Source organism: Streptomyces sp. V4I8 (genome assembly GCF_041261225.1).
In the GTDB taxonomy this organism is placed as follows: Bacteria; Actinomycetota; Actinomycetes; order Streptomycetales; family Streptomycetaceae; genus Streptomyces.
The window spans coordinates 9438382-9460853 of the sequence record NZ_JBGCCN010000001.1 but is presented as its reverse complement, the minus strand read 5'-3'; the positions used below and the strand labels follow the sequence as shown (position 1 = coordinate 9460853).

At 70.7% G+C, this 22472-nt stretch carries 16 protein-coding genes; 11 read left to right on the top strand and 5 right to left on the bottom strand.

The window, feature by feature from the left end; genetic code table 11:
- Positions 1-100 precede the first annotated feature (100 nt).
- The 3 genes from ABIE67_RS42985 to ABIE67_RS42975 are packed head-to-tail and all read right to left on the bottom strand — an operon-like array spanning position 101 to position 3634.
- The gene (locus ABIE67_RS42985) at positions 101-1087 is read right to left on the bottom strand and encodes an ABC transporter permease (RefSeq protein ID WP_370266993.1); all 987 of its coding nucleotides are present in this window, start codon (positions 1085-1087) and stop codon (positions 101-103) included.
- A complete protein-coding gene (locus ABIE67_RS42980; RefSeq protein ID WP_370266992.1) occupies positions 1080-2120 on the bottom strand; it encodes an ABC transporter permease in 1041 nt (346 codons plus the stop codon). The genes ABIE67_RS42985 and ABIE67_RS42980 overlap by 8 nt, the downstream gene beginning before the upstream one ends.
- Positions 2117-3634: a sugar ABC transporter ATP-binding protein gene (locus ABIE67_RS42975; RefSeq protein ID WP_370266990.1), complete on the bottom strand. Its 1518-nt coding sequence runs from the start codon at positions 3632-3634 to the stop codon at positions 2117-2119. The genes ABIE67_RS42980 and ABIE67_RS42975 overlap by 4 nt, the downstream gene beginning before the upstream one ends.
- Positions 3635-3916: 282 nt before the next feature.
- Between ABIE67_RS42975 and rhaI the strand changes: the two genes are divergently transcribed.
- The 6 genes from rhaI to ABIE67_RS42945 all read left to right on the top strand — a co-directional run bounded on the left by rhaI (position 3917) and on the right by ABIE67_RS42945 (position 11722).
- Positions 3917-5077, top strand: a complete 1161-nt coding sequence (rhaI, locus tag ABIE67_RS42970; RefSeq protein ID WP_370266989.1) for an L-rhamnose isomerase — start codon at positions 3917-3919, stop codon at positions 5075-5077.
- Positions 5078-5268: 191 nt separating this feature from the next.
- A complete protein-coding gene (locus ABIE67_RS42965; RefSeq protein ID WP_370266988.1) occupies positions 5269-7308 on the top strand; it encodes a bifunctional aldolase/short-chain dehydrogenase in 2040 nt (679 codons plus the stop codon).
- An 8-nt stretch (positions 7309-7316) separates the two neighbouring features.
- Positions 7317-8753 carry a rhamnulokinase family protein gene (locus ABIE67_RS42960; RefSeq protein ID WP_370266986.1) on the top strand — a complete coding sequence of 479 codons (1437 nt, stop codon included), beginning with the start codon at positions 7317-7319 and terminating at the stop codon, positions 8751-8753.
- 88 nt (positions 8754-8841) lie between these two features.
- Positions 8842-9597, top strand: coding sequence for a (Fe-S)-binding protein (locus ABIE67_RS42955; RefSeq protein WP_370266985.1), 756 nt, complete (start codon positions 8842-8844; stop codon positions 9595-9597).
- Complete coding sequence (locus tag ABIE67_RS42950; protein WP_370266984.1) at positions 9594-11072, top strand: LutB/LldF family L-lactate oxidation iron-sulfur protein; 1479 nt, start codon at positions 9594-9596, stop codon at positions 11070-11072. Before ABIE67_RS42955 ends, ABIE67_RS42950 begins: the two co-directional genes overlap by 4 nt.
- Positions 11069-11722 (top strand): lactate utilization protein C, encoded by a 654-nt coding sequence (locus ABIE67_RS42945; RefSeq protein WP_370266981.1) that lies wholly within the window; start codon positions 11069-11071, stop codon positions 11720-11722. The genes ABIE67_RS42950 and ABIE67_RS42945 overlap by 4 nt, the downstream gene beginning before the upstream one ends.
- 10 nt (positions 11723-11732) lie before the next feature.
- Here ABIE67_RS42945 and ABIE67_RS42940 read toward each other — a convergent pair whose 3' ends face one another.
- Both ABIE67_RS42940 and ABIE67_RS42935 read right to left on the bottom strand, forming a co-directional pair.
- Entirely contained in the window at positions 11733-13271 is a 1539-nt protein-coding gene (locus ABIE67_RS42940) for an FAD-dependent oxidoreductase (RefSeq protein ID WP_370266980.1), read from the bottom strand.
- Positions 13272-13365: 94 nt separating this feature from the next.
- Positions 13366-16491: a family 78 glycoside hydrolase catalytic domain gene (locus ABIE67_RS42935; protein ID WP_370266979.1), complete on the bottom strand. Its 3126-nt coding sequence runs from the start codon at positions 16489-16491 to the stop codon at positions 13366-13368.
- 314 nt (positions 16492-16805) lie between these two features.
- Between ABIE67_RS42935 and ABIE67_RS42930 the strand changes: the two genes are divergently transcribed.
- The 5 genes from ABIE67_RS42930 (at position 16806) to ABIE67_RS42910 (ending at position 22447) form a co-directional block, all read left to right on the top strand.
- Complete coding sequence (locus tag ABIE67_RS42930) at positions 16806-17597, top strand: ABC transporter ATP-binding protein (protein WP_370266978.1); 792 nt, start codon at positions 16806-16808, stop codon at positions 17595-17597.
- A 3-nt stretch (positions 17598-17600) separates the two neighbouring features.
- The gene (locus ABIE67_RS42925) at positions 17601-18911 is read left to right on the top strand and encodes an FtsX-like permease family protein (protein WP_370266977.1); all 1311 of its coding nucleotides are present in this window, start codon (positions 17601-17603) and stop codon (positions 18909-18911) included.
- Positions 18912-19114: 203 nt separating this feature from the next.
- On the top strand, positions 19115-19972 hold the full coding sequence (locus tag ABIE67_RS42920; protein ID WP_370266976.1) for an AAA family ATPase: 858 nt from the start codon (positions 19115-19117) through the stop codon (positions 19970-19972).
- A 74-nt stretch (positions 19973-20046) separates the two neighbouring features.
- Positions 20047-21339 carry a VWA domain-containing protein gene (locus ABIE67_RS42915; protein ID WP_370269493.1) on the top strand — a complete coding sequence of 431 codons (1293 nt, stop codon included), beginning with the start codon at positions 20047-20049 and terminating at the stop codon, positions 21337-21339.
- Between the two features lie 133 nt (positions 21340-21472).
- The gene (locus ABIE67_RS42910; RefSeq protein WP_370266975.1) at positions 21473-22447 is read left to right on the top strand and encodes an NAD(P)-dependent alcohol dehydrogenase; all 975 of its coding nucleotides are present in this window, start codon (positions 21473-21475) and stop codon (positions 22445-22447) included.
- Positions 22448-22472: the final 25 nt, after the last annotated feature.

The following is a 22472-nucleotide window of genomic DNA, read 5'->3' as shown; positions in this document are numbered from 1 at the left end:
TTATTGACGAGGGTGAGTGGATGCCCCTGGGGGCGCGGGGCTGTTTCGATATGCGGCTACCGCCGCGTGGGCGCGACCAGCCACAGACGGCCGGAAGCTTTCAGACGGCCTTTCCAGCGGAGCGTGCCGCCCTCGCGACGGAGATCTGGCGTGCGACCCGGGGGCCGAGCACGGAGAGGACCAGCAGGACGCCGGTGACGACGATCTGCGACTGGGCGGAGACGTCCTGGAGGCTCATCACGTTCTGCAGCGCGCCGAGCAGGAAGACTCCCGCGATCGCACCACCGAGCGTGCCCTTGCCGCCGTCGAAGTCGATGCCGCCGAGCAACACGGCCGCCACGACGGAGAGTTCGAGCCCCGTGGCGTTGTCGTAGCGGGCGCTGGCGTAGTGCAGGGCCCAGAAGATCCCGGTGAGAGAGGCCATCAGGCCGGTCACCGTGAACAGGATGAGCTTCTGCCGCTTGACGCGGATCCCGGCGAAGCGGGCCGCCTCCTCGCTCGCGCCGATCGCGAACAGCGACCGCCCGAACGGGGTGGCGTGCAGCGCGACCACGGCGATCGCGAGCAGGACCAGGAAGGGCAGGAAGGCGTACGGGATGAAGGTGTCGCCGATGCGTCCGGCCGCGAAGTCCAGGTACTGGGTGGGGAAGTCGGTCACCGCGTCGGAGCCGAGCACGATCTGTGCGATGCCCCGGTAGGCGGCCAGGGTGCCGATGGTGACGGCGAGGGACGGCAGTCCCAGCTTGGTCACCAGCAGACCGTTGATCAGTCCGCAGACCACACCGAGTACCAGGCAGATCGGGATGATCGTTTCGATCGTCATGCCCTGGTTCCACAGGGCGCCCATCACGGCGCCGGAGAGACCGGCGGTCGAGGCGACCGAGAGATCGATCTCGCCCGAGACGACCAGGAGCGTCATCGGCAGGGCGATCATCGCGATCGGAAGGGTGTTTCCGATCAGGAACGACAGGTTGAGAGCGTTTCCGAAACCGTCGACCGTTCCGAAGGACAGCAGGAGCACGACGATCAGAAGAGTGCCTACGACCGTGTCCCATCGGATCGCTCGGCTCAGGGAGAAGTCAGCCATGGCGGGCGTTCCTCTTCTTCAGGGCGTTGGCCACGCGCAGGGCGACGATCCGGTCGACCGCGATGGCGAGGATGAGCAGGATGCCGTTGATGGCGAGGACCCAGACGGAGCTGACGCCGAGGGCGGGCAGCACGCTGTTGATGGAGGTCAGCAGCAGCGCGCCGAGCGCCGCGCCGTAGACGCTGCCGGAGCCGCCGGTGAAGACGACGCCGCCGACCACGACCGCGCTGACGACGGTGAGTTCGTAGCCGTTGCCGGTGCCGGAGTCGACGTTGCCGAACCGGGCCAGGTACATGGCGCCCGCGAGTCCGGCCAGCGCACCGCAGAAGGTGTACGCGGCGAGGATCCGCTTGCGGACGGGGATGCCGGCGAGCCGGGCGGCCTCGGGGTTGGAGCCGAGGGCGTACAGCTCGCGGCCGCTGCCGTAGTGCTTGAGGTAGTACGCGGTCGCCACCAGGACGGCGACGGCGATCAGCGCCAGCCACGGCACCGCGGAGATACCGCCGGAGCCGAAGTCGACGAAGCCGTCCGGGAGGTCGGCCGCCGTGATCTGGCGGGAGCCGACCCAGATGGAGTCGATGCCGCGGATGATGTAGAGCGTGCCGAGGGTGACGACGAGCGCGGGCACCTGGCCGAGGCTGACGAGCAGGCCGTTCAGCAGGCCGAAGCCGACGCCCATCAGGATGGCCAGGAGCACGGCGACGACCGGGTTGCCGCCGCCCTGGAGGTAGGTACCGGCGGCGAAGGCGCTGATGCCGAGCGTGGAGCCGACCGACAGGTCGACGTTGCGGGTGATGACGACCAGGGACTGACCGGTGGCGACGAGCACGAGGATCGTCGCGTTCAGCAGCAGGTCCTTGATGCCCTGCTCGGTGAGGAACTGGCTGTTGCCCAGCTGGGTGATGACGATCATCACCACGAAGACGGCCAGGATGGCGAGTTCGCGCATCTTGAAGACGCGGTCGACGAGACGGGTGCCGCTGGACTTGGGCACGTCGGTGACAGGGGCCTCGTCGGGAGCGGTCACCGTCATGCGGCTGCCCTCCCCGTTGCTGCGGCCATCACGGTTTCCTCGGTGGCTTCGGAGCGGGGGATCTCGGCGGTCAGCCGGCCCTCGTGCATCACGAGCACGCGGTCGGCCATGCCGAGGATCTCGGGCAGGTCGGAGGAGATCATCAGGACGGCCACGCCGCCGGCGGCCAGCTCGCTGAGCAGCCGGTGCACCTCGGCCTTGGTGCCGACGTCGATACCCCGGGTGGGCTCGTCGACGATCAGCACCCTCGGGCCGGTGGCGAGCCACTTGGCGAGGACGACCTTCTGCTGGTTGCCGCCGGACAGGGTGTTCACCGTGTCGGCGATCCGCGCGTACTTGACCTGGAGTTTGACGGCCCAGTCGAGGGAGCGGCTGCGTTCGGCACCGCGGTCCATGAGGCCGGCCTTCACGGTCGTACGAAGACCCGTCAGGCCGATGTTGCGCTCGATGGACATGTCCATCACCAGGCCCTGGGCCCGCCGGTCCTCGGGGACGAGGGCGAGTCCGGAGGCCATGGCGGTGGACGGGGCCCCGCTGACGAGCTTGCGTCCGTCCACCTCGACCTCACCGGCGTCCCAGCGGTCGATGCCGAACACGGCCCGCGCGACTTCCGTACGGCCCGCGCCGACCAGTCCCGCGAGGCCGACGATCTCGCCGCGCCGTACGTCGAAGGAGACGTCGGTGAAGACGCCCTCACGGGTCAGCCGGCGCACGCTCAGGGCGACCTCGCCCGGCTTCACGTCCTGCTTGGGGTAGAGCTCGTCGAGGTCACGGCCGACCATCCGGCGGACGAGATCGTCCTCGGTCATGCCGGCCAGCGGCTCGCTGGCGATCCAGGCGCCGTCGCGCAGGGTGGTCACCCGCCGGCAGATCTGGAAGATCTCCTCCAGCCGGTGGGAGATGAAGAGGACGGCGGCGCCCTGCTCGCGCAGGGTGCGGACGACTCCGAAGAGCCGGGCGACCTCGCTGCCGGTGAGGGCGGCGGTCGGCTCGTCCATGATCAGGACGCGGGCGTCGAAGGAGAGCGCCTTGGCGATCTCGACGATCTGCTGGTCGGCGATGGACAGGCCGCGCGCGGGGCGGTCGGGGTCGAGCTCGACGCCGAGCCGCTGCATCAGCGCCAGGGTCGCGGAGTGCGTCGCCTTGTGGTCGATGCGGCCGAGGGCGCGCCGTGGCCGGCGGCCCATGAAGATGTTCTCGGCGATCGACAGGTCGGGGAAGAGGGTCGGCTCCTGGTAGATCACGGCGATGCCGGCGTCGCGGGCGTCACCGGGGCCGTGGAAGACGACGGGCGCACCGTCGAGCAGCACCTGGCCGGCGTCCGGCCTGTGCACTCCGGCGAGCGTCTTGATCAGGGTCGACTTGCCCGCGCCGTTCTCCCCGGCGAGGGCGTGCACCTCCCCGGGAAACAGCTCCAGGGAGACGTCCCGCAAGGCGCGGACCGCGCCGAAGGACTTCGAGATGTCCCTGAGCGCCAGAACCGGGGCCGGACCCGTGGTGGACGGGTGGGTCATGGGGGCTCCTCGACGACGCCGGCGGGACGGCCCTCTCGGCGTCGTGAAAGGTTTCAACTTGGTTGCCGGGACGTTAGACACGGAGCGCAAGTCACGTCAATGGGTCCGTGTCGAAAAAGTTTCGATGAACAAAGGTCACGGGGGAGTCACGGCAAACAGCCTGGGCCGCGGGGGTTGACACCCCACCAGTCGACTCATACGTTCCCGTCTTGAATCGTTTCACAGAGAAGCGGTTCAGTTGTCCACCGTCCGACTTCCGTCCCGACGTCACAGGAGCCCTCAGTGACCGAGCTCGCCGCGGTGAAGGCCGCACTCAAGACCCAGGCAGTCGAAACGCCGTCATGGGCGTACGGGAACTCGGGGACGCGGTTCAAGGTGTTCGCCCAGCAGGGCGTGCCGCGTACGCCGCGGGAGAAGTTGGACGACGCGGCGCAGGTGCACGCGTTCACCGGTGTCGCGCCCACCGTCGCCCTGCACATTCCGTGGGACAAGGTCGACGACTACGCGGCGCTGGCCAAGCACGCCGAAGAACGTGGCGTGCAGCTGGGCGCGATCAACTCCAACACCTTCCAGGACGACGACTACAAGCTGGGCAGCATCTGTCATCCGGACGCGGTGGTGCGACGGAAGGCCGTCGATCATCTGCTGGAGTGCGTCGACATCATGGACGCGACGGGCTCCGCCGATCTGAAGCTGTGGTTCGCGGACGGGACGAACTACCCCGGGCAGGACGACCTCCGGGCGCGGCAGGATCGGTTGGCCGAAGGGCTGGCCGAGGTGTACGAGCGGCTGGGCGAGGGGCAGCGGATGCTGCTCGAGTACAAGTTCTTCGAGCCGGCCTTCTACTCGACGGATGTGCCGGACTGGGGGACGGCGTACGCGCACTGTCTGAAGCTCGGGCCGAAGGCGCAGGTCGTCGTGGACACCGGGCACCATGCGCCGGGGACCAACATCGAGTTCATCGTCGCGACGCTGCTCAGGGAGGGGAAGCTCGGAGGGTTCGACTTCAACTCCCGGTTCTATGCGGATGACGACCTGATGGTGGGGGCGGCGGATCCGTTCCAGTTGTTCCGGATCATGTACGAGGTCGTGCGTGGGGGTGGGTTCTCCCCCGAGGTCGCGTTCATGCTCGACCAGTGCCACAACATCGAGGCGAAGATTCCGGCGATCATCCGGTCCGTGATGAATGTGCAGGAGGCCACGGCGAAGGCGTTGCTGGTCGACCGGTCGGCGCTGGCTGCGGCGCAGGCCTCTGGTGATGTGCTCGAGGCGAATGCCGTGCTGATGGACGCGTACAACACCGATGTGCGGCCGTTGCTGCGTGAGGTGCGGGAAGAGATGGGTCTCGACGGCGACCCGATGTCCGCGTACCGCCGGTCCGGCTGGGCCGAGAAGATCGTGGCCGAGCGGGTTGGTGGGGAGCAGGCCGGTTGGGGGGCGTGAGCGTCTGCCCAGATCTGTCGTACGCGGGCTGCGGGCCGGATGTGGCTGGTCGCGCCCGCGCGGTGGTAGCCGCACATGCAACACCGCCCCGCGCCCCTGGGGGATCGGCGCTTCGCGCCTGATCCCGCCGCGCCCCCGATGGCGCGCTCATCAGAAACGTACTGAATCTTTCTGCTAAGGACTGAGAACACATGGCTCCCCATCCCGAAGCCGCCGCCCTACTCGCTCGCTCTCACCGGCTCGGCTCCGACCCCCGTAACACCAACTACGCCGGCGGAAACGCGTCCGCCAAGGGCACCGACACCGACCCCGTCACCGGTGGTGATGTGGAGCTGATGTGGGTCAAGGGGTCCGGGGGTGACCTCGGGACGCTCACCGAAGCAGGGCTGGCCGTGTTGCGGCTGGATCGGATGCGGGCGCTGGTCGACGTCTATCCGGGCGTCGAGCGTGAGGACGAGATGGTCGCCGCCTTCGACTACTGCCTGCACGGGAAGGGTGGGGCGGCGCCGTCCATCGACACCGCCATGCACGGGCTCGTCGAGGCGGCGCATGTCGATCATCTGCATCCGGACTCCGGTATCGCGCTCGCCTGTGCCGCGGACGGGGAGAAGCTGACCGCCGAGTGTTTCGGGGACAGCGTGGTGTGGGTGCCGTGGCGGCGGCCCGGGTTCCAGCTCGGGCTGGACATCGCCGCCGTGAAGGAGGCGAACCCGCAGGCCATCGGGTGCATCCTCGGTGGGCACGGGATCACCGCGTGGGGTGACACCTCCGAGGAGTGCGAGCGGAACTCGCTGCACATCATCCGGACCGCCGAGAAGTTCTTGGCGGAGAAGGGTAAGGCGGAGCCTTTCGGGGGCGTCATCGAGGGGTACGAGGGGCTGGCCGAGGCCGAGCGGCGGGAGCGGGCCGCGGCGCTGGCACCGTATGTCCGTGCGATCGCCTCGCAGGACAAGGCGCAGGTCGGGCACTTCAATGACTCCGACGTGGTGCTTGAGTTCCTGGCCCGGGCCGAGCACCCTCGGCTGGCCGCGCTGGGGACCTCCTGCCCCGATCACTTCCTGCGGACCAAGGTGCGGCCGCTCGTCCTGGATCTGCCGCCGGCCGCTCCGCTCGACGAGGCCGTCGCCCGGCTCAAGGAGCTGCACGCCGAGTACCGCGAGGAGTACGCCGCCTACTACCAGCGGCACGCCCTGCCCGACTCCCCCGCCATGCGTGGCGCCGATCCGGCGATCGTGCTGGTTCCGGGTGTCGGCATGTTCAGCTTCGGCAAGGACAAGCAGACCGCGCGGGTCGCGGGTGAGTTCTATGTCAACGCGATCAATGTGATGCGGGGGGCGGAGGCTGTCTCCGCGTACGCGCCCATCGAGGAGTCCGAGAAGTTCCGTATCGAGTACTGGGCCCTCGAGGAGGCCAAGCTCCAGCGGATGCCGAAGCCCAAGCCGCTCGCGACGCGGGTCGCGCTGGTGACCGGCGCCGGCAGCGGGATCGGGAAGGCCATCGCGCACCGCCTGGTGGCCGAGGGCGCGTGTGTGGTCATCGCCGATCTCAACGCCGAGAACGCCCAGGCCGTCGCCGAGGAGCTGGGCGGGCCGGACAAGGCCGTCGCGGTCGCCGTGGACGTCACGTCGGAGGAGCAGATCGCCGCCGCCTTCAAGGCGGGTGTGCTCGCCTTCGGCGGTGTGGATCTGGTCGTCAACAACGCCGGTATCTCCATCTCCAAGCCGCTGCTGGAGACGACGGCCAAGGACTGGGACCTGCAGCACGACATCATGGCCCGTGGTTCGTTCCTCGTGTCGAGGGAGGCGGCGCGCGTGATGATCGCTCAGGAGCTGGGCGGTGACATCGTCTACATCGCCTCCAAGAACGCCGTCTTCGCCGGGCCCAACAACATCGCCTACTCGGCCACCAAGGCCGACCAGGCTCACCAAGTGCGGCTGCTGGCAGCCGAGTTGGGTGAGCACGGCATCCGCGTCAACGGGATCAACCCGGACGGTGTCGTGCGCGGGTCCGGGATCTTCGCCGGTGGCTGGGGTGCCAAGCGGGCCGCCGTGTACGGGGTCGAGGAGGAGAAGCTGGGCGAGTTCTACGCCCAGCGCACGATCCTCAAGCGTGAGGTGCTCCCGGACCACGTCGCGAACGCCGTCTTCGCCCTGACCGGCGGGGACCTGACCCACACCACCGGGCTGCACATCCCGGTCGACGCCGGCGTCGCGGCCGCCTTCCTGCGGTGAGCACGGCCGTGAAATCGTACGCCGCGGTCGACCTCGGGGCGTCCAGCGGGCGCGTCATGGTCGGCCGCGTCGGCCCGGACTCGCTGGAGCTGAGCGAGGCCCACCGCTTCCCGAACCGGCCGGTGCGCGTGCCGGAGGGGCTGCGCTGGGACGTGCTCGGGCTGTACGCGGGGGTGCTGGACGGGCTGCGGGCGGCCGGGCAGGTCGACTCCGTAGGCATCGACAGCTGGGCCGTGGACTACGGGCTGCTGGACGCCGACGGGGCGCTGCTCGGCAATCCCGTGCACTACCGGGACTCCCGGACGGAGGGGGTCGCGGAGCAGGTGTGGGCGACCGTCCCCGCAGAGGAGCTGTATGCCGCCACCGGGTTGCAGTACGCCCCCTTCAACACCCTGTACCAGCTGACCGCCGCCCGCGGCTCCGCCCAACTGGCGTACGCCAAGCGGCTGTTGCTCGTCCCCGACCTGCTGGCGTACTGGCTCACCGGTGAGCAGGGCACCGAGCTCACCAACGCCTCCACCACCCAGCTGATCGATCCCCGGACACGGAACTGGTCGTACGACGTCGCCTCGCGGCTGGGGATCGACCTGGACCTGTTCGCGCCGCTGCGGCAGCCCGGCGACTTTGCGGGGGTGCTGCGCGGGGAGGTGCTGGAGGAGACCGGGCTGAGTGGTCCGGTGCCGGTGACGGCGGTCGGGTCGCACGACACCGCCTCCGCCGTGGCCGCCGTCCCGGCCGAGGGCGAGCGGTTCGCGTACATCTGCACCGGCACCTGGTCGCTGGCGGGCCTCGAGCTGGGCGCCCCCGTGCTCACCGAAGAGAGCCGGGCCGCCAACTTCACCAATGAGCTCGGGCTGGACGGCACGGTCCGGTATCTGCGGAACATCATGGGGCTGTGGCTGCTCCAGGAGTGTGTACGGGCGTGGGGCGAGCCCGATCTGGGCGCGCTGCTGCTCGACGCGTCCAAGGTGCCGGCCCTGCGGTCGGTCGTGGACGCCGGGGACGCGGCGTTCCTGGCGCCGGGCCGGATGCCGGAGCGGATCGCCGAGGCGTGCCGTGCCTCGGGGCAGCCGGTGCCCGCCTCGCCCGCCGAGATCACACGCTGCATCCTCGACTCGCTCGCCCTGGCCCACCGGCGCGCCGTCCGAGACGCCGAGCGGCTGGCCGACCATCCCGTCGACGTCGTGCATGTCGTCGGGGGCGGCACCCGCAACGCCCTGCTGTGCCAGCTGACCGCCGACGCGTGCGGGCTGCCGGTGGTGGCGGGCCCGACGGAGGCCGCCGCCCTCGGGAACGTCCTGGTCCAGGCGCGTACCCACGGGCTGGTCGGGGACCTCGGCGACGGCCGGCGCCTGCTCACCCGTACGCAGCCGCTGACCCGGTACGAGCCGCGGGGGGACGCGGCGCGCTGGAGCGAGGCGGAGGCCCGGCTCACCCGATGGTGAACCTCACCCGAGGGTGAGCGGGGTCTCCCCCGGGCCGCGTGTCCGCATTACCCTGCACTCATCCGATGATCGATCACAAGGAGCCGCGATGCGTGTCGCCCTGTTCCTGACCTGTGTCAACGACACGCTCTATCCGGACACCGGGCGCGCCGTGGTGAAACTGCTGACCAGGCTGGGCGTCGACGTCGACTTCCCGATGGCCCAGACCTGCTGCGGACAAGCCCACTACAACACCGGCTACCGCCATGAGGCCGAGCCGCTCGCCCGGCATTTCTCCGATGTCTTCGGGGAGTACGACGCGATCGTCACCCCGTCCGGATCGTGCGGGGCGATGGTGCGCGAGCTGTATCCACGGATGGGAGAGCGGGCCCGCGCCGAGGGGCGCGGGGACACCCTCGCGGCGACCCTGGCACCGGTGGTGCCGAAGACGTACGAGCTGACGGAGTTCCTGGTGGACGTGCTGGGGGTGACGGACGTGGGCGCCTGCTACCCGCACAAGGTGACCTACCACCCGACCTGTCACGGGCTGCGCGGGCTGGGGCTCGCCGACCGGCCCCGCCGGCTCCTCCAGGCCGTCAAGGGGCTGGAGTTGGTGGAGCTGCCGGGCGCGGAGGAGTGCTGCGGTTTCGGCGGCACCTTCGCGCTGAAGAACTCCGATGTCTCTGCGGCGATGGGCACGGACAAGGTGCGCAACGCCGAGTCGACGGGCGCCGAGGTGCTGTGCGCGGCGGACAACTCCTGTCTGATGCACATCGGCGGGACGATGGCGCGGCTGCGGACGGGCATGCGGCCGGTGCACATCGCGGAGATCCTGGCGAGCACGGAGGAGGAGCCGGCCGAATGAGCGGGACGTTCGTAGGAATGCCGGCCTTTCCGAAGGCCGCGCACGAGGCCGTGCACGACACGACCCTGCGCGGCAATCTGCGCCACGCCACGCACACCATCCGCGGCAAGCGGGCCAAGGCCGTCGCGGAGGTGTCCGACTGGGCGGAGCTGCGGGAGGCCGGGAAGCGGATCAAGGACCATACGCTGCGTCATCTCGACCGGTATCTCGTGCAGTTGGAGGAGTCGGTCACGGCGGCGGGCGGCACGGTCCACTGGGCCGCGGACGCCGACGAGGCGAACGACATCGTGGCCCGACTCGTCAAGATGACCGGCGAGTCGGAGGTCGTCAAGGTCAAGTCGATGGCCACACAGGAGATCGGGCTCAACGAGGCCCTGGAGGCGGAGGGCATCCGCGCCTACGAGACCGATCTCGCCGAGCTGATCGTGCAGTTGGGCAAGGACCGCCCCTCGCACATCCTCGTCCCGGCGATCCACCGCAACCGGGGCGAGATCCGGGACATCTTCGAGCGTGAGATGAGCGAGTGGGGCCGCCCGGCACCCGAGGGGCTCACCGACACGCCCGCCGAGCTGGCGGAGGCGGCACGACTGCACCTGCGCGAGAAGTTCCTACGGGCCAAGGTCGGCATCTCCGGCGCCAACTTCATGGTCGCCGAGACCGGCACGCTGGTCGTCGTGGAGTCCGAGGGCAACGGGCGGATGTGTCTGACGCTGCCCGAGACGCTGATCTCGGTGGTCGGCATCGAGAAGACCGTGCCGACCTGGCAGGACCTGGAGGTCTTCCTCCAGACCCTCCCCCGCTCCTCCACGGCCGAGCGCATGAACCCGTACACCTCGACCTGGACCGGCACCACGGACGAGGACGGTCCGCAGAACTTCCATCTGGTGCTGCTCGACAACGGCCGCACCGACGCCCTCGCCGACGAGATCGGCCGCCAGGCCCTGCGCTGCATCCGCTGCTCGGCGTGTCTCAACGTCTGCCCCGTGTACGAGCGGGCGGGCGGACACGCCTACGGCTCGGTCTACCCGGGCCCGATCGGCGCCATCCTCAGCCCTCAACTGCGGGGCGTGACCAGCGAGATCGACGCCTCGCTGCCGTACGCGTCATCGCTGTGCGGCGCCTGCTACGAGGTGTGCCCCGTCGCCATCGACATCCCCGAGGTGCTGGTGCATCTGCGGGAGCGGGTCGTCGAGGGCGGCCAGGTGACCGCGAACGGCAACAAGGTCGTGCTGAAACCGGCGAAGGGGCATGCCGCCGAGCGGGCCGCGATGCGGGCGGCACGCTGGGCGTTCAGCCACCCGGGCGCCCTGCGGACGGGACAGCGGCTCGCCTCGCGCACCCGCCGTCTGCATCCGCGCACGCTGCCCGGCCCCGGCAAGGCATGGAGCGAGACCCGGGATCTGCCGACCGTGCCCGCGGAGCCCTTCCGGGACTGGTGGCAGCGGACGCGCGGTGGAAAGGACGGTGCCAAGTGAGCAGCAGGGAACGGATCCTGGGCCGGGTGCGGCGGGCGCTGGCCGACGTACCGGCCACAGAGCGCGACGAGACGTCGTACGAGCGGGCGGTGCCGCGGGACTATCTGCGTGAGCACGGGCAGCGGAGTGTCACGGAGACGGTGGATCTGCTGGCGGAGAACCTGGCGGACTACCGCGCGATCGTGCACCGCTGCACCCCCGCCGATCTCGCGGCGACGATCGCCGGGATGCTGGCCGCGCGGGGCGCGAAGACGGTGCTCGTGCCGCCGGGGCTGGAGCCCGAGTGGCTCGCGACGACCGACGCCGAGCGGATCGCGGACCGGGCGGAGAGCACACCGGACGAACTGGACCGGGTCGACAGCGTGGTCACGGCGTGTGCGGTGGCCGTCGCCGAGACCGGCACCATCGTCCTGGACGGCTCCCCCGACCAGGGCCGGCGGCGCATCACGCTCGTCCCCGACCACCACATTTGTGTCGTACGGGTTCCCGAGCAGGTCGTGTCGTCCGTCCCGCAGGCCCTCGAACGCCTCGATCCCGCCCGCCCGTTGACGTGGATCTCCGGCCCCTCCGCGACCAGTGACATCGAGCTGGACCGGGTCGAGGGGGTGCACGGGCCGCGCACCCTGGAGGTCGTGCTGGTCGGCGGCTGAGTGGGTCGGCTCAGATGTCGCGCTGCTCCAACGGCCGTACGGCCGGGCCCTGTACGACACGGCCGTCGGGGTCGAAGCGGGATCCGTGGCACGGGCATTCCCATGCCCTCTCCGCGCGGTTGAACGCGACCAGGCAGCCCAGGTGCGTGCACTTCGCGGAGACGGCGTGGACGTTGCCGTCCTCGTCGCGGTGGACGGCACAGCGCTTGCCGGAGACGTGGACGATGGCGCCGTCGCCGGGGGCGATGTCGTCCACCGAGCCGGCCGAGGGGCCGGGCAGGTGCTGGAGCCGGTCGCCGACGAAGTGGCGTGCCACGTCGGACTGGTGCTTGACGAAGTCCTTGCCCTCGCGGACGACGGACACCACCCGGCGGGGATCGTACAGATCGCTCCACGGGTTCTCGCGGCCGGTGATCAGATCGCAGAGCAGCCGGCCCGCCATGATGCCGTTGCTCAGGCCCCAGCCACCGAAGCCGGTGGCCACGTAGCAGTGCCGGCTCGCGGGGTGCAGGGGGCCGACGAGCGGTACGGAGTCGGTGGAGTCGTTGTCCTGGGTGGCCCACCGGTGAGTGAAGGTGAGTTCCCCGAAGCGGTCCGTCGCCCAGCCGGACAGGTCCTTGAAGCGTGCCTCGACATCGACGCCCGTGCCGGGGGTGAAGTGCTCGCCGGTCACGATGAGCAGGCGCTTGCCTTCGGCGTAGGGTGCCGTGCGCACCGAGCGGGTGTTCTGCTCGGGGGTGATGTACATGCCGCTCGGTGCGGCGACCGCGTCGATGGGGGCGGCGACCACCAGTTCGCGCCGTGGTGAGAGGCGGGTGAACAGCAGCGCCCGGTCGAAGATCGGGTAGTGGGTGGCGACCACGACGCTCCCGGCCCTCACCTTCACCCCGTCCTCGGTCGTCAGCACACAGGGTTCGCCCTCGGCGAGCCCGACCACGCGCGTGTGCTCGTACACCTGGCCGCCGAGACGCTTCAGGTCGGCGACCAGTGCCAGCAGGTACTTGCGGGGATGGAACTGGGCCTGCCCCTCGACGCGTACCGCACCCGCCACCGGATACGGCAGATCCGTGTCGGACACGTACTCGGCGGCCAGGCCCGCCTCCCGGGCCGCGTCGGCCTCCGCCCGCAGTTCGTCGGTACGGTCGCCGTCCTGGGTGTAGGTGTAGGCCGCCGTCTCCTCCCAGTCGCAGTCGATGCCGAGCTCGTCCGCGACCTCGGCGGCATGCCGGATCGCGTCCGTCTGGGAGGTCGCGTACAGGTGGGCCCCGTCCTTGCCGCGGGTGCGGCGCAGGCGGTCGTAGATCAGGGTGTGCTGGGCGGTGAGCTTCGCGGTGGTGTGCCCGGTGACGCCGGCGGCGACCCGGTCCGCCTCCAGCAGGGCGACGCCGTGCCCACGCCGGGCCAGCTCCCAGGCGGTGGCGATCCCGGCGATGCCCGCACCCACGACGGCGACGTCGATCGTGAGGTCGCCGGCCGGCGGGGGTGCCGGGTCGCCGGGCGGTGCCGTCTCGATCCAGTACGACGCGTGGGTGCGGGTCGGCTCGTCCATGCCGGCCGAGTTCCCCGCACCGGCTCCGTCACACGAGGCCACACGAGGGACCGCAGGTCAGCAGAGGGGCCGCAGGTCGGCCGAGGCCCGCAGGTCAGCCGAGGGCGGCGGTCACCTGGTAGCGGCCGGAAGGCAGCCGGTAGCTCGCGACCCCGCCCTCGAAGCCCAGGTCGTCGACGCCGGGCACCCGGGACAGGGGTGTCCGGCCCTCACGCACCGTGTCCGGGTCCGCGGTGGGGATGCGCAGAGTCGCCGTACTGTTCGCGGGGACCGCGGCCCGGTAGGTGAGCTTCCGGGCCGCCGTCCGCCACTCGCTGACGATCTCGCCGTACGGCGAGAGATGCGAGCCGGCGACCCGGGTGACCCGCCCGGTGGGGTCGAGGTGGGGGCGCAGGAAGAAGTGCTGGAAGCCCGGGTGCGCCGGGTCCTTGGTGATGCCCGCCATGCTCTCGTACATCCACTCCATGATCGCGCCGTAGGAGTAATGGTTGAACGAGTTCATGTCGACCGGGCCGAACCCGTCCTCCTTGGAGTACGAGTTCCAGCGCTCCCAGATGGTGGTGGCGCCGTTGCGCACCGAGTAGAGCCAGGACGGCATGGCGTCCTGGTGCAGCAGCCGGTACGCCAGGTCGACGCGGCCCTCGTCGGTGAGGACGGGGGCGAGGACGTTCACGCCGAGGAAGCCCACGGAGAGGGTGTTCTCGGCGTACCTCACTCGGGTGCTGTCGGGATGGGCCTCCTTGTACGCCGCGTCGTTGCCGATGTTCTCGGCGAGCAGCTCGACGAGGCGGCGGCGCTGGGCCTCGGTGTCGTAGAGGCGGAGCTTGAGGACCCAGAGCAGCGCCGTCTGGCTGTTGTCCTCGGGCGTGCCGCCGATCCACGGGGGTGCCTCGCCCAGGCTGGAGCGCACGGTGACCTCGCCGGTGGTGGGGTCGGTGACCAGGTACTTGGCGACGAAGGCCCGCTTGACGCGGGCGAAGAGCTCCTCGTAGGTACGGGCCCCGGCGGTACGGCCCGTGGCAGCGGCCATGTCGGCCATCAGCCGGGCGCTGTAGCCGTAGTAGACGTCGCTGATGAGCTGGGTGCTGGTGTCCTGGAAGGCCAGCCAGTCGCCGAAGATCGCGCCCTGTCCGGCGTAGGCGTCGCCGGTGCGCTGCCGGATCCAGTCCAGGTACTTCGTCATCGCGGCCCAGCTGCGGTCGATGACGGTGGTGTCGCCGGACATCTGCCAGATCGTCCAGGGGACGACCACACCGCAGTCGGCCCAACCGCTCGCCGGTATCGGCTGGTTGTAGCGGGCGCCGGGGGCTATCCAGGTGAACTGGGCGCCGTCCGCGCCGTAGGTGCGCTGCGAGTCGATCAGGGTGTCCTGGAAGTGGCTGAGGAAATTGACCGCGTCGGCGTTGTAGAGGCCGGTGTTGGAGAAGAGCTGGGTGTCTCCGGTCCAGCCGCAGCGCTCGTCGCGCTGGGGGCAGTCGGTGGGGACCCACAGGTAGTTGCCGCGCTGGCCCCAACGGACGTTGCTGATCAGCTGGTTGACGTCGGTGTCGTCGGTCGTGACCGTGCCGATGTCGCGGAGGGCGGAGGTCGCGACCCGGCCGGTGAAGCGGGTGAGGGTGACGGTCTCGGTCGTGGTGACGGAGACGTAGCGGAAGCCGTAGAAGGTCAGCGAGTCCTCGTGGGTCTCGCCGTCGGGGTCGCCCTTGAGGACGTACGTGCTGGTGGCCTTGGCGGTGCGGAGGTTGGCGCGGTACACCGAGCCGACGGGGCCGTCGGCTCCCGCGCTGTCGTCGTTGAGCATCTCGCCGGGTTTGAAGGCGACTTGGGCGCCCGCCGGGCCGCGCAGGGTGTAGCGGGGCACGCCGACCATGTTCTGGCCGAGGTCGATCACGGCCGTGTCGCCGGGGTGCAGGGTCACGGCGGCGGTGGCCGCCGAGTCCGGGTCGGTGACCGTGCGGGCGGGGTCGACGACGACACGGCCCTTGCCGTTGGGGCTGCCGTCCTGGCCGGTGACTCCGGTGTGGACGGTGATGGAGCGCGGCAGGCGATCCCATTCGGGCATCAGACGGGCGCTCTCGCCGGGGTAGGCGACCAGCTTCGCGTCGGGGAACCTGGAACCGAAGGCGTGCTCGGTCACGGCCGCCCAACCGGAGGCGTCGAAGCCGCCCGCCGTCCAGCCGGGGAGTTCCTCGCGGGCGTCGTAGGTCTGGCCGTCGTAGATGTCGTCGGCGCGGTAGGGGCCGGTGTCCGTGGCCTTCCAGTCGTCGCCCGGTGCGGTGACGATCGTCTGCTCGGATCCGTCGGCGTACCGGACGAGGAGCTTTGCCTTGAGGGCCAGGGGGTTGCCGTCGGCGGAGTAGTAGGCGCTGTTCTCGGAGATCCGGCCGTTGTACCAGCCGTTGCCGAGCACGGCGGCGAGGGTGACGTGCCCTTTGTGCCGCTCGCCCGCGACCAGGTCCGTGACGTCGTAGGTGAAGTAGTTGACGGTGCTGTCGTAGTTGGTCCAGCCGGGGGCCAGGAGTTCATGGGTGGTGCCGTCGCCCTGCGGTACGGCGACGCGGTGGCCGTTGACATGGGCCTCGTACACACCGAGGGCGGAGATGTAGAGCCGGGCGGCGCGCACTTGACGCCCTGTCAGGCGGGCCTGGTGGCGCAGGAGCGGCGCGCCGGGTGTGTGGGGCTGCTTGCCCGCCATGGTGATCCACCGGGCGCCGTCCCAGCCGGCGATGCCGTCGCTGCTGAGCAGGCCGGTCTCGAAGTGGGCGGTCGGGGCGGCGGGGACGGCGCGGCGGGTCTCGTCCCAGACCGTCACCGTCCAGTGGTAGCGGGTGGAGGCGTGCAGGGCGGGGCCGTCGTAGCGCACGGCGACCGAGGCGGGTGAGGTGACGCGTCCGCTGTTCCAGACGTCCGCCCGGGCGGGGGTCAGGCGGTCGGGTGCGGTCGCGACCAGGATCCGGTACGCCGACTGCCGGCGACCACGCACCGGTGACGCCATGCGCCAGCCGAACCGCGGGTGGGTGGCGTCCACGCCGAGCGGGTTCGTTCTGTGCTCGACCGTCAGGCCCTCGACCGCGGTGCGGTGCGCGGCCGGTGCGGCCGATGCGGGGCCGCCGCCGACGATCCCGCCCGCCATCGCCACCGGCGCTGCGCCGAGTGCCGTGGTGAGCACCGTCCTTCGACGCACCCCTTTGCCCTTCGTGCTGTCGACTCCGTCGTTCATGCCGTAGTCCCTTCGGCTGCTCGGAGTTGGAACGATTCAGATCGATCGACGGTTGAAGCTAGTGGCAGAAGTGACGGGAGTCCATGGCGTCAGCAGGACAAGTTCTGTGCAGATTCCACCAGAAACACTCAGTCGTCGAGCGTGTGATTGAAACCGTTCAAAGCGCTGCGGCACTGGCTGCCGCCGCGCCGACGCGGCCGGGGGTGTCGCCAAGTACACCTGGCATTACGGGTCCTGCGCCCCATGTGGTCGAGTCACCGTCTCCGTAGCTTCTTCGGCAGGGCACAGGGAGTGCCGGACGGGGAGTGACGACGATGTTTCGGACAGGCTCGCGACGTACGCACGACAAGGGACCCGCCGCCGAGGCACTCCGGCTGGTCAAGGTCACGAAGACCTACGGTGCGCAGGACAGTGCCGTGACCGCTCTGGACGGGGTCACCCTCGGTCTGGGGCGGGGCACGTTCACCGCGGTGATGGGGCCGTCGGGTTCCGGCAAGAGCACACTGCTGCACTGCGCGGCCGGTCTCGACCGGCCCGACAGCGGCATCGTGTGCGTGGACGGTACCGAGCTGACCGGTGGCGGCGAGGCCGAACTGACGAAGTTCCGGCGCGGGCGGATCGGGTTCGTGTTCCAGCAGTACAACCTGCTGGAGACGCTGACGGTCGCGCAGAACACGGTGCTGCCGCTCAAGCTCGCCGGACAGCGCGTCGACCGCGAGCGGGCCAGGGAAGTGCTGACGTCCGTCGGCCTCGGCGACCGGCTCGGGCACCGCCCCGGCCAACTGTCCGGCGGCCAGCGGCAGCGTGTCGCCATCGCCCGGGCGCTGGTGACCGAGCCTCGGGTGATCTTCGCGGACGAGCCGACGGGCGCCCTGGACACGCGCAGCGCCCGCGATGTGCTGCGGCTGCTCCAGCAGGCGGTGCGGGTGCACGGCCGGACCGTGGTGATGGTGACCCACGACCCGGTCGCCGCCTCCTACGCGGACTCGGTGCTCTTCCTGGCGGACGGCAGGCTGGCGGGCCGGATGGACGCCCCGACGGCGGACGCGGTGGCCGAACGTCTCGCGCACCTGGGCGACAGCGACGCTGTGGCGATGGAGGTCTGAGCGATGTTCATGCTGGCCATACGGTCGATACGGCACCGCCCCGGGCGGTTCCTCGCGACACTGCTGTCCGCGTTCCTGGGCGCGGCGATCATCATGACGTTCAACTCGATGCACGACACGGCGGCGCAGGACGGCGTGGACTCGACCAGCGCGGAGACGCTGTCCACCGCGGCGGGCATCGTCGGCGGTTACGGCACGCTGCTGGTGTTCTTCGCCGTCGCCTCGGCCCTGACGGTCAACGTCCGTCAGCGCGCGGCCGAGTTGGAGCTGCTGCGCTGCTCGGGGGCGACTCCTGCGCAGCTCAAGCGGATGGTGGTGGGCGAGGCCGTGGTCGTGGCCCTGGCGGGCGCGGCCCTGGCGATCGGCCCGGCGATGCTGGGCGGTCGGGCGCTGCTGGAGGTGTTCCAGGACAGCGGCCAGGTCGCCGGGTCCGTCGACCACTCCTTCGGCCCGATCGCGTTCATGACGGGCATCGACATCACGCTGCTCGCGTCGGCGGGCGCCGCCTTCCTCGCCGTACGGCGGGCGACGCGGGGGCGGGAACGGCGGGGCGGAGCACGGAGGTTCCTCGCGTACGCCGCGCTGCTCACCGGTGCCGCGTCGGTCTCCTCCACCTTCGTGTTCTCGGCGTCGGACGCGGCCCTGATGGCGCCGCCGGCCTATGGGGCGATCCTGCTGTCGGTGGGCTTCGCGCTGATGGCGCCGCGGCTGCTGGAGGGCGTACTGGACCGGCTGCCGTTGACCGGGGCGAGCGGTTGGCTGGCGGTACGGAATCTGCGGCAGCGGGCCGGTCATCTGGCCGGGATCCTGATGTCGCTGATCCTTTTCACGGCGGTGGCGACCGCCACGCTCACCATGCAGGCGGTGGAGAGCGACGCCGTGGCGGCCTCGGGTCTGACGAAGTCGATCGACGCCAAGAACCTCGAGACGCTCAACTTCACGGTCGTCGGCATCATCGTGGTCTTCGTCTGCGTGATGCTCGTCAACTCGCTGTACGCGGCGACGAGTTACCGCGTCCGGGAGTTCGGCCAGCAGCGCCTGGCCGGGGCGACCCCGGGTCAGGTGCTCGGGACGGTGGGCGCCGAGACGCTGATCCTGACCGTCACCGGAGTCCTCTTCGGCCTGCTGGCCGCCCTGGCCGGGATCATCCCGTTCACCGTGGTCCGCACCGACGGGGTACTCCCGGGCGAGGTCTACGGCACCGGACTCGCGGTGGTCGCGATCGCCGCGGCGGTGACGCTGGGCACGAGCCTGACCACGGCGCGGCGAATGCTGCGGACTCCGGCGGTCGGGGCGGTCGTGGTGACGGGCTGAGCATGATCGGCACGGCGGGGGCGGCTGCTGCGGCGGCCGTCCCTTTCCGTCACCGGTGACGCCACCGCGCGCCCACCCAAGGGGAAACCGATCGGTATCCACCGCGAGCGCCGCGGCTCATGGGTGACAGATCTGCTGAACAAGCGCTTAGATAGGAGCCCGGACGGACCGGAAAGACACCACCCGCCGAGCTGGAGGCCCCGTTGTTCACTTCCGTCGACGACGTCTCCGCACGTCTGGCCGAGACCGGCTATCTCGCCTCGCCCGCGGTCGCCACGACCGTCTTCCTCGCCGACCGCCTCGGCAAGCCGCTCCTGGTGGAGGGCCCGGCCGGGGTCGGCAAGACGGAGCTCGCCAAGGCGGTCGCCGAGGTCGCCGGGGCGCGGCTCGTCCGCCTGCAGTGCTACGAGGGGGTCGACGAGTCCCGGGCGCTGTACGAGTGGAACCACGCCAAGCAGCTCCTGCGGATCAGCGCGGGCCGCGACGAGACGTGGGACGCGACGCGCACGGACATCTTCAGCGAGGAGTTCCTGCTCACCCGGCCGCTGCTGACGGCGATCCGCGGCGACGACCCCAAGGTGCTGCTGATCGACGAGACCGACAAGGCGGACGTCGAGGTGGAGGGCCTGCTCCTGGAGGTACTGAGCGACTTCCAGGTCACCGTCCCGGAACTGGGCACCATCACCGCCACGCGCCGCCCGTTCGTCGTCCTCACCTCCAACGCGAGCCGGGAGCTGTCCGAGGCCCTGCGCCGCCGCTGCCTCTTCCTCCACATCGGCTTCCCGGACGAGGAGTTGGAGCGCCGCATCGTACGGCTGAAGGTGCCGGCCCTCGACGAGGCGCTGGCCCGCTCGGTGGTGCGGGTCGTGGGCGCGCTGCGGGCGATGGACCTGCGCAAGGTGCCGTCGGTCGCCGAGACCATCGACTGGGCGCGCACCCTGCTCGCGCTGGGCGCCGACACCCTGGACGAGTCGGTCGTGCAGGCCAGCCTCGGCGTCCTCCTCAAGCACCAGGACGACGTCCTCAAGGCGTCCGCCAAGCTGGACCTGGACGCCCTGTGACCACCCGCGCGGGTGTGGACGCGGGCGTCGCCGAGCGGTTGACGTCCTTCGTCGCGGCGCTGCGCGCGCACGGCATGCGGATCGGCACCGGCGAGACGGTGGACGCGGCGCGGGCGGTCGAGGCGCTCGGCTTCGCGGACCGGGAGCTGCTGCGCGAAGGGCTGGCGGCGACGCTACTGCACGGCAACGGCCAACGGCCGGTGTTCGACCCGGTCTTCGACCTCTACTTCCCGCGCGGAGTGGGCGGCCCGGAGCAGCGGAGCGCGGGACGGGAGGACCTGCGCGACCGGCTGACGGACGCCCTGACCTCCGACGACCGGGCGATGATGGCGCGGCTGGCGGTCGAGGCGGTCGACGGTTTCGGGGGATACGGATCCTCGCCGGAGTCGGACGGCTGGTCGTCGTACCAGACGCTCGAACGGCTGCGCCCGCAGACCCTGTTCGCCCGCGTCCGCGACAACGTCCGTGGACAGGGCGGCAGTTCGGGGTTCACCGACCGGTTGCTGGAGGACGAGATCCGGCAGCGCATCGAGGCGTTCCGGGCGCTGGTGGCCGCGGAGGCGCGGCGCCGGGTGGCCGAGCGGCGGGGCCGGGACGAGATCGCCCGGCGGGCGGTGGCTCCGACCGCCGACCGGGTCGACTTCCTGTTCGCCGGAAAGGCTCAACTGGCCGAGCTGCGCAGGGCCGTGTCTCCGCTGGCCCGCAAGCTCGCGACCCGGCTCGCCGCCCGGCGTCGCCGCGCCTCCCGGGGCTCGATCGATCTACGGCGCACCCTGCGCGGGTCGCTGTCGACGGGCGGCGTGCCCATGAAGCCGGTGCTGCGCCGCCGCCGTCCCGTCCGCCCCGAACTGGTGTTGCTGTGCGATGTGTCGGGCTCGGTGTCCGGGTTCTCGGATTTCACGATGCTGCTGGTGCAGGCGCTGCACGATCAGTTCAGCAAGGTGCGGGTCTTCGCCTTCGTCAACCGGATCGACGAGGTGACCGGGCTGCTGGAACGCGGCACCGCGGACCCGGAGGGGCTCAGTGCCCGCATCGAGGCGGAGGCCGCGCTCACCGGCTATCACGGCAGCAGCGACTACGGCATGGCGCTGGGCGAGTTCGCCGAGCGCTACGCCGACACGGTCGGCCCGCGCACGACGGTGTTCGTCCTCGGCGACGCCCGTACCAACATGAGCGACCCGAACCTGCCGGCCGTACGGCGGATCGCCGAACGGGCGCGCCGCGTCTACTGGTTGAACCCGGAGCAGCGTTCCCGCTGGGGCACCGGCGACTCCGCCGCGCCCGCCTACGCCGAGCTGGTCGAGATGCACGAGTGCCGCACCGCCCGGCAGCTCAGCGCGCTGGTGGCGCGCCTGCTGCCGGTGTGATCAAGGACCCGCGAAACCGATCGGACTTCTCAGGGCGGGGGGCCGGGGTCGACCCTGGTGAAAATCAGGGGTCGTCCCCGATATCCGGTTCCGAGCGCGTTCCGTACGCTCGCCGGAGACGGAGGGGGATCCGATGAAGGCAGTGGTTCAGGACCGGTACGGCTCGGCGGACCAGTTGGAGTTCGGGGAGACCGACGCCCCGGTGCCGGCCGTCGACGAGGTGCTGGTGCGGGTGCACGCGGCCTCGGTCAACGCGTACGACTGGCACCTGATGCACGGCGACCCGAAGATCGCCCGGCTGGCGTTCGGCCTCGCGAGGCCCAAGGCGAGGATCCGGGGCCGGGACTTCGCCGGCCGGGTGGAAGCGGTGGGCAGCGGGGTCACGGGATTCGAGCCCGGCGACGAGGTGTTCGGTGAGGCCGACGGCGCGTTCGCGGAGTTCGTGTGCGCCAAGGACAGCATGGTGGGCCCGAAACCGGCCAACCTGACCTTCGAGCAGGCGGCCGCGATACCCCTGGCGGGGAACACCGCCCTCATCGGACTGCGCGACGTGGCCCGGGTGCAGCGCGGCCAGACGGTCCTGGTCAACGGCGCCTCGGGGGGCGTGGGCACGTTCGCCGTACAGCTCGCCAAGGTCTACGGCGCGGAGGTGGCCGCGGTCTGCGGCACGCGGAACGTCGACCTGGTCCGCTCCCTCGGCGCGGACCACGTCATCGACTACAAGGTGGAGGACTTCACCCGGGGCGGCCGGCGGTACGACGTCGTGCTGGACCTGGTGGGCAACCACTCGCTGGCCGGGTTCCGGCGCGCCCTCACTCCCGCCGGCACGCTCGTGCTGTCCGGCGGCGGCGTGTACGAGGGCGGCAGCGTCGTCGGACCGATGGGGCTCTTCTTCAGGAGGCGGCTGGCGGCACCCTTCTCCCGTCAGCGGCTGCTCGAACTCCCGGCCAGGCAGAGCAGGGCGAACCTCGCGGCGCTGCGTGAACTCGCCGAGTCCGGGAAGATCGCCCCGGTGGTCGAGCGTACGTATCCGCTGAGCGAAGCGGCCGAGGCGATCCGGTACGTGGAGGTGGAGCACGCGCGCGCGAAGGTCGTCGTCACGGTGTGAGGTGCCAGGGCGGCGGCCGGCGGTC

What these genes read in the sequence shown, in the direction of transcription:
- ABIE67_RS42985 (WP_370266993.1), bottom strand. Translation starts at nt 1,087, where the DNA reads ATGGCTGACTTCTCCCTGAGCCGAGCGATCCGATGGGACACGGTCGTA.
- ABIE67_RS42980 (WP_370266992.1), bottom strand. Translation starts at nt 2,120, where the DNA reads ATGACGGTGACCGCTCCCGACGAGGCCCCTGTCACCGACGTGCCCAAG.
- ABIE67_RS42975 (WP_370266990.1), bottom strand. Translation starts at nt 3,634, where the DNA reads ATGACCCACCCGTCCACCACGGGTCCGGCCCCGGTTCTGGCGCTCAGG.
- ABIE67_RS42965 (WP_370266988.1), top strand. Translation starts at nt 5,269, where the DNA reads ATGGCTCCCCATCCCGAAGCCGCCGCCCTACTCGCTCGCTCTCACCGG.
- ABIE67_RS42955 (WP_370266985.1), top strand. Translation starts at nt 8,842, where the DNA reads ATGCGTGTCGCCCTGTTCCTGACCTGTGTCAACGACACGCTCTATCCG.
- ABIE67_RS42950 (WP_370266984.1), top strand. Translation starts at nt 9,594, where the DNA reads ATGAGCGGGACGTTCGTAGGAATGCCGGCCTTTCCGAAGGCCGCGCAC.
- ABIE67_RS42940 (WP_370266980.1), bottom strand. Translation starts at nt 13,271, where the DNA reads ATGGACGAGCCGACCCGCACCCACGCGTCGTACTGGATCGAGACGGCA.
- ABIE67_RS42935 (WP_370266979.1), bottom strand. Translation starts at nt 16,491, where the DNA reads ATGAACGACGGAGTCGACAGCACGAAGGGCAAAGGGGTGCGTCGAAGG.
- ABIE67_RS42930 (WP_370266978.1), top strand. Translation starts at nt 16,806, where the DNA reads ATGTTTCGGACAGGCTCGCGACGTACGCACGACAAGGGACCCGCCGCC.
- ABIE67_RS42925 (WP_370266977.1), top strand. Translation starts at nt 17,601, where the DNA reads ATGTTCATGCTGGCCATACGGTCGATACGGCACCGCCCCGGGCGGTTC.
- ABIE67_RS42915 (WP_370269493.1), top strand. Translation starts at nt 20,047, where the DNA reads ATGCGGATCGGCACCGGCGAGACGGTGGACGCGGCGCGGGCGGTCGAG.
- ABIE67_RS42910 (WP_370266975.1), top strand. Translation starts at nt 21,473, where the DNA reads ATGAAGGCAGTGGTTCAGGACCGGTACGGCTCGGCGGACCAGTTGGAG.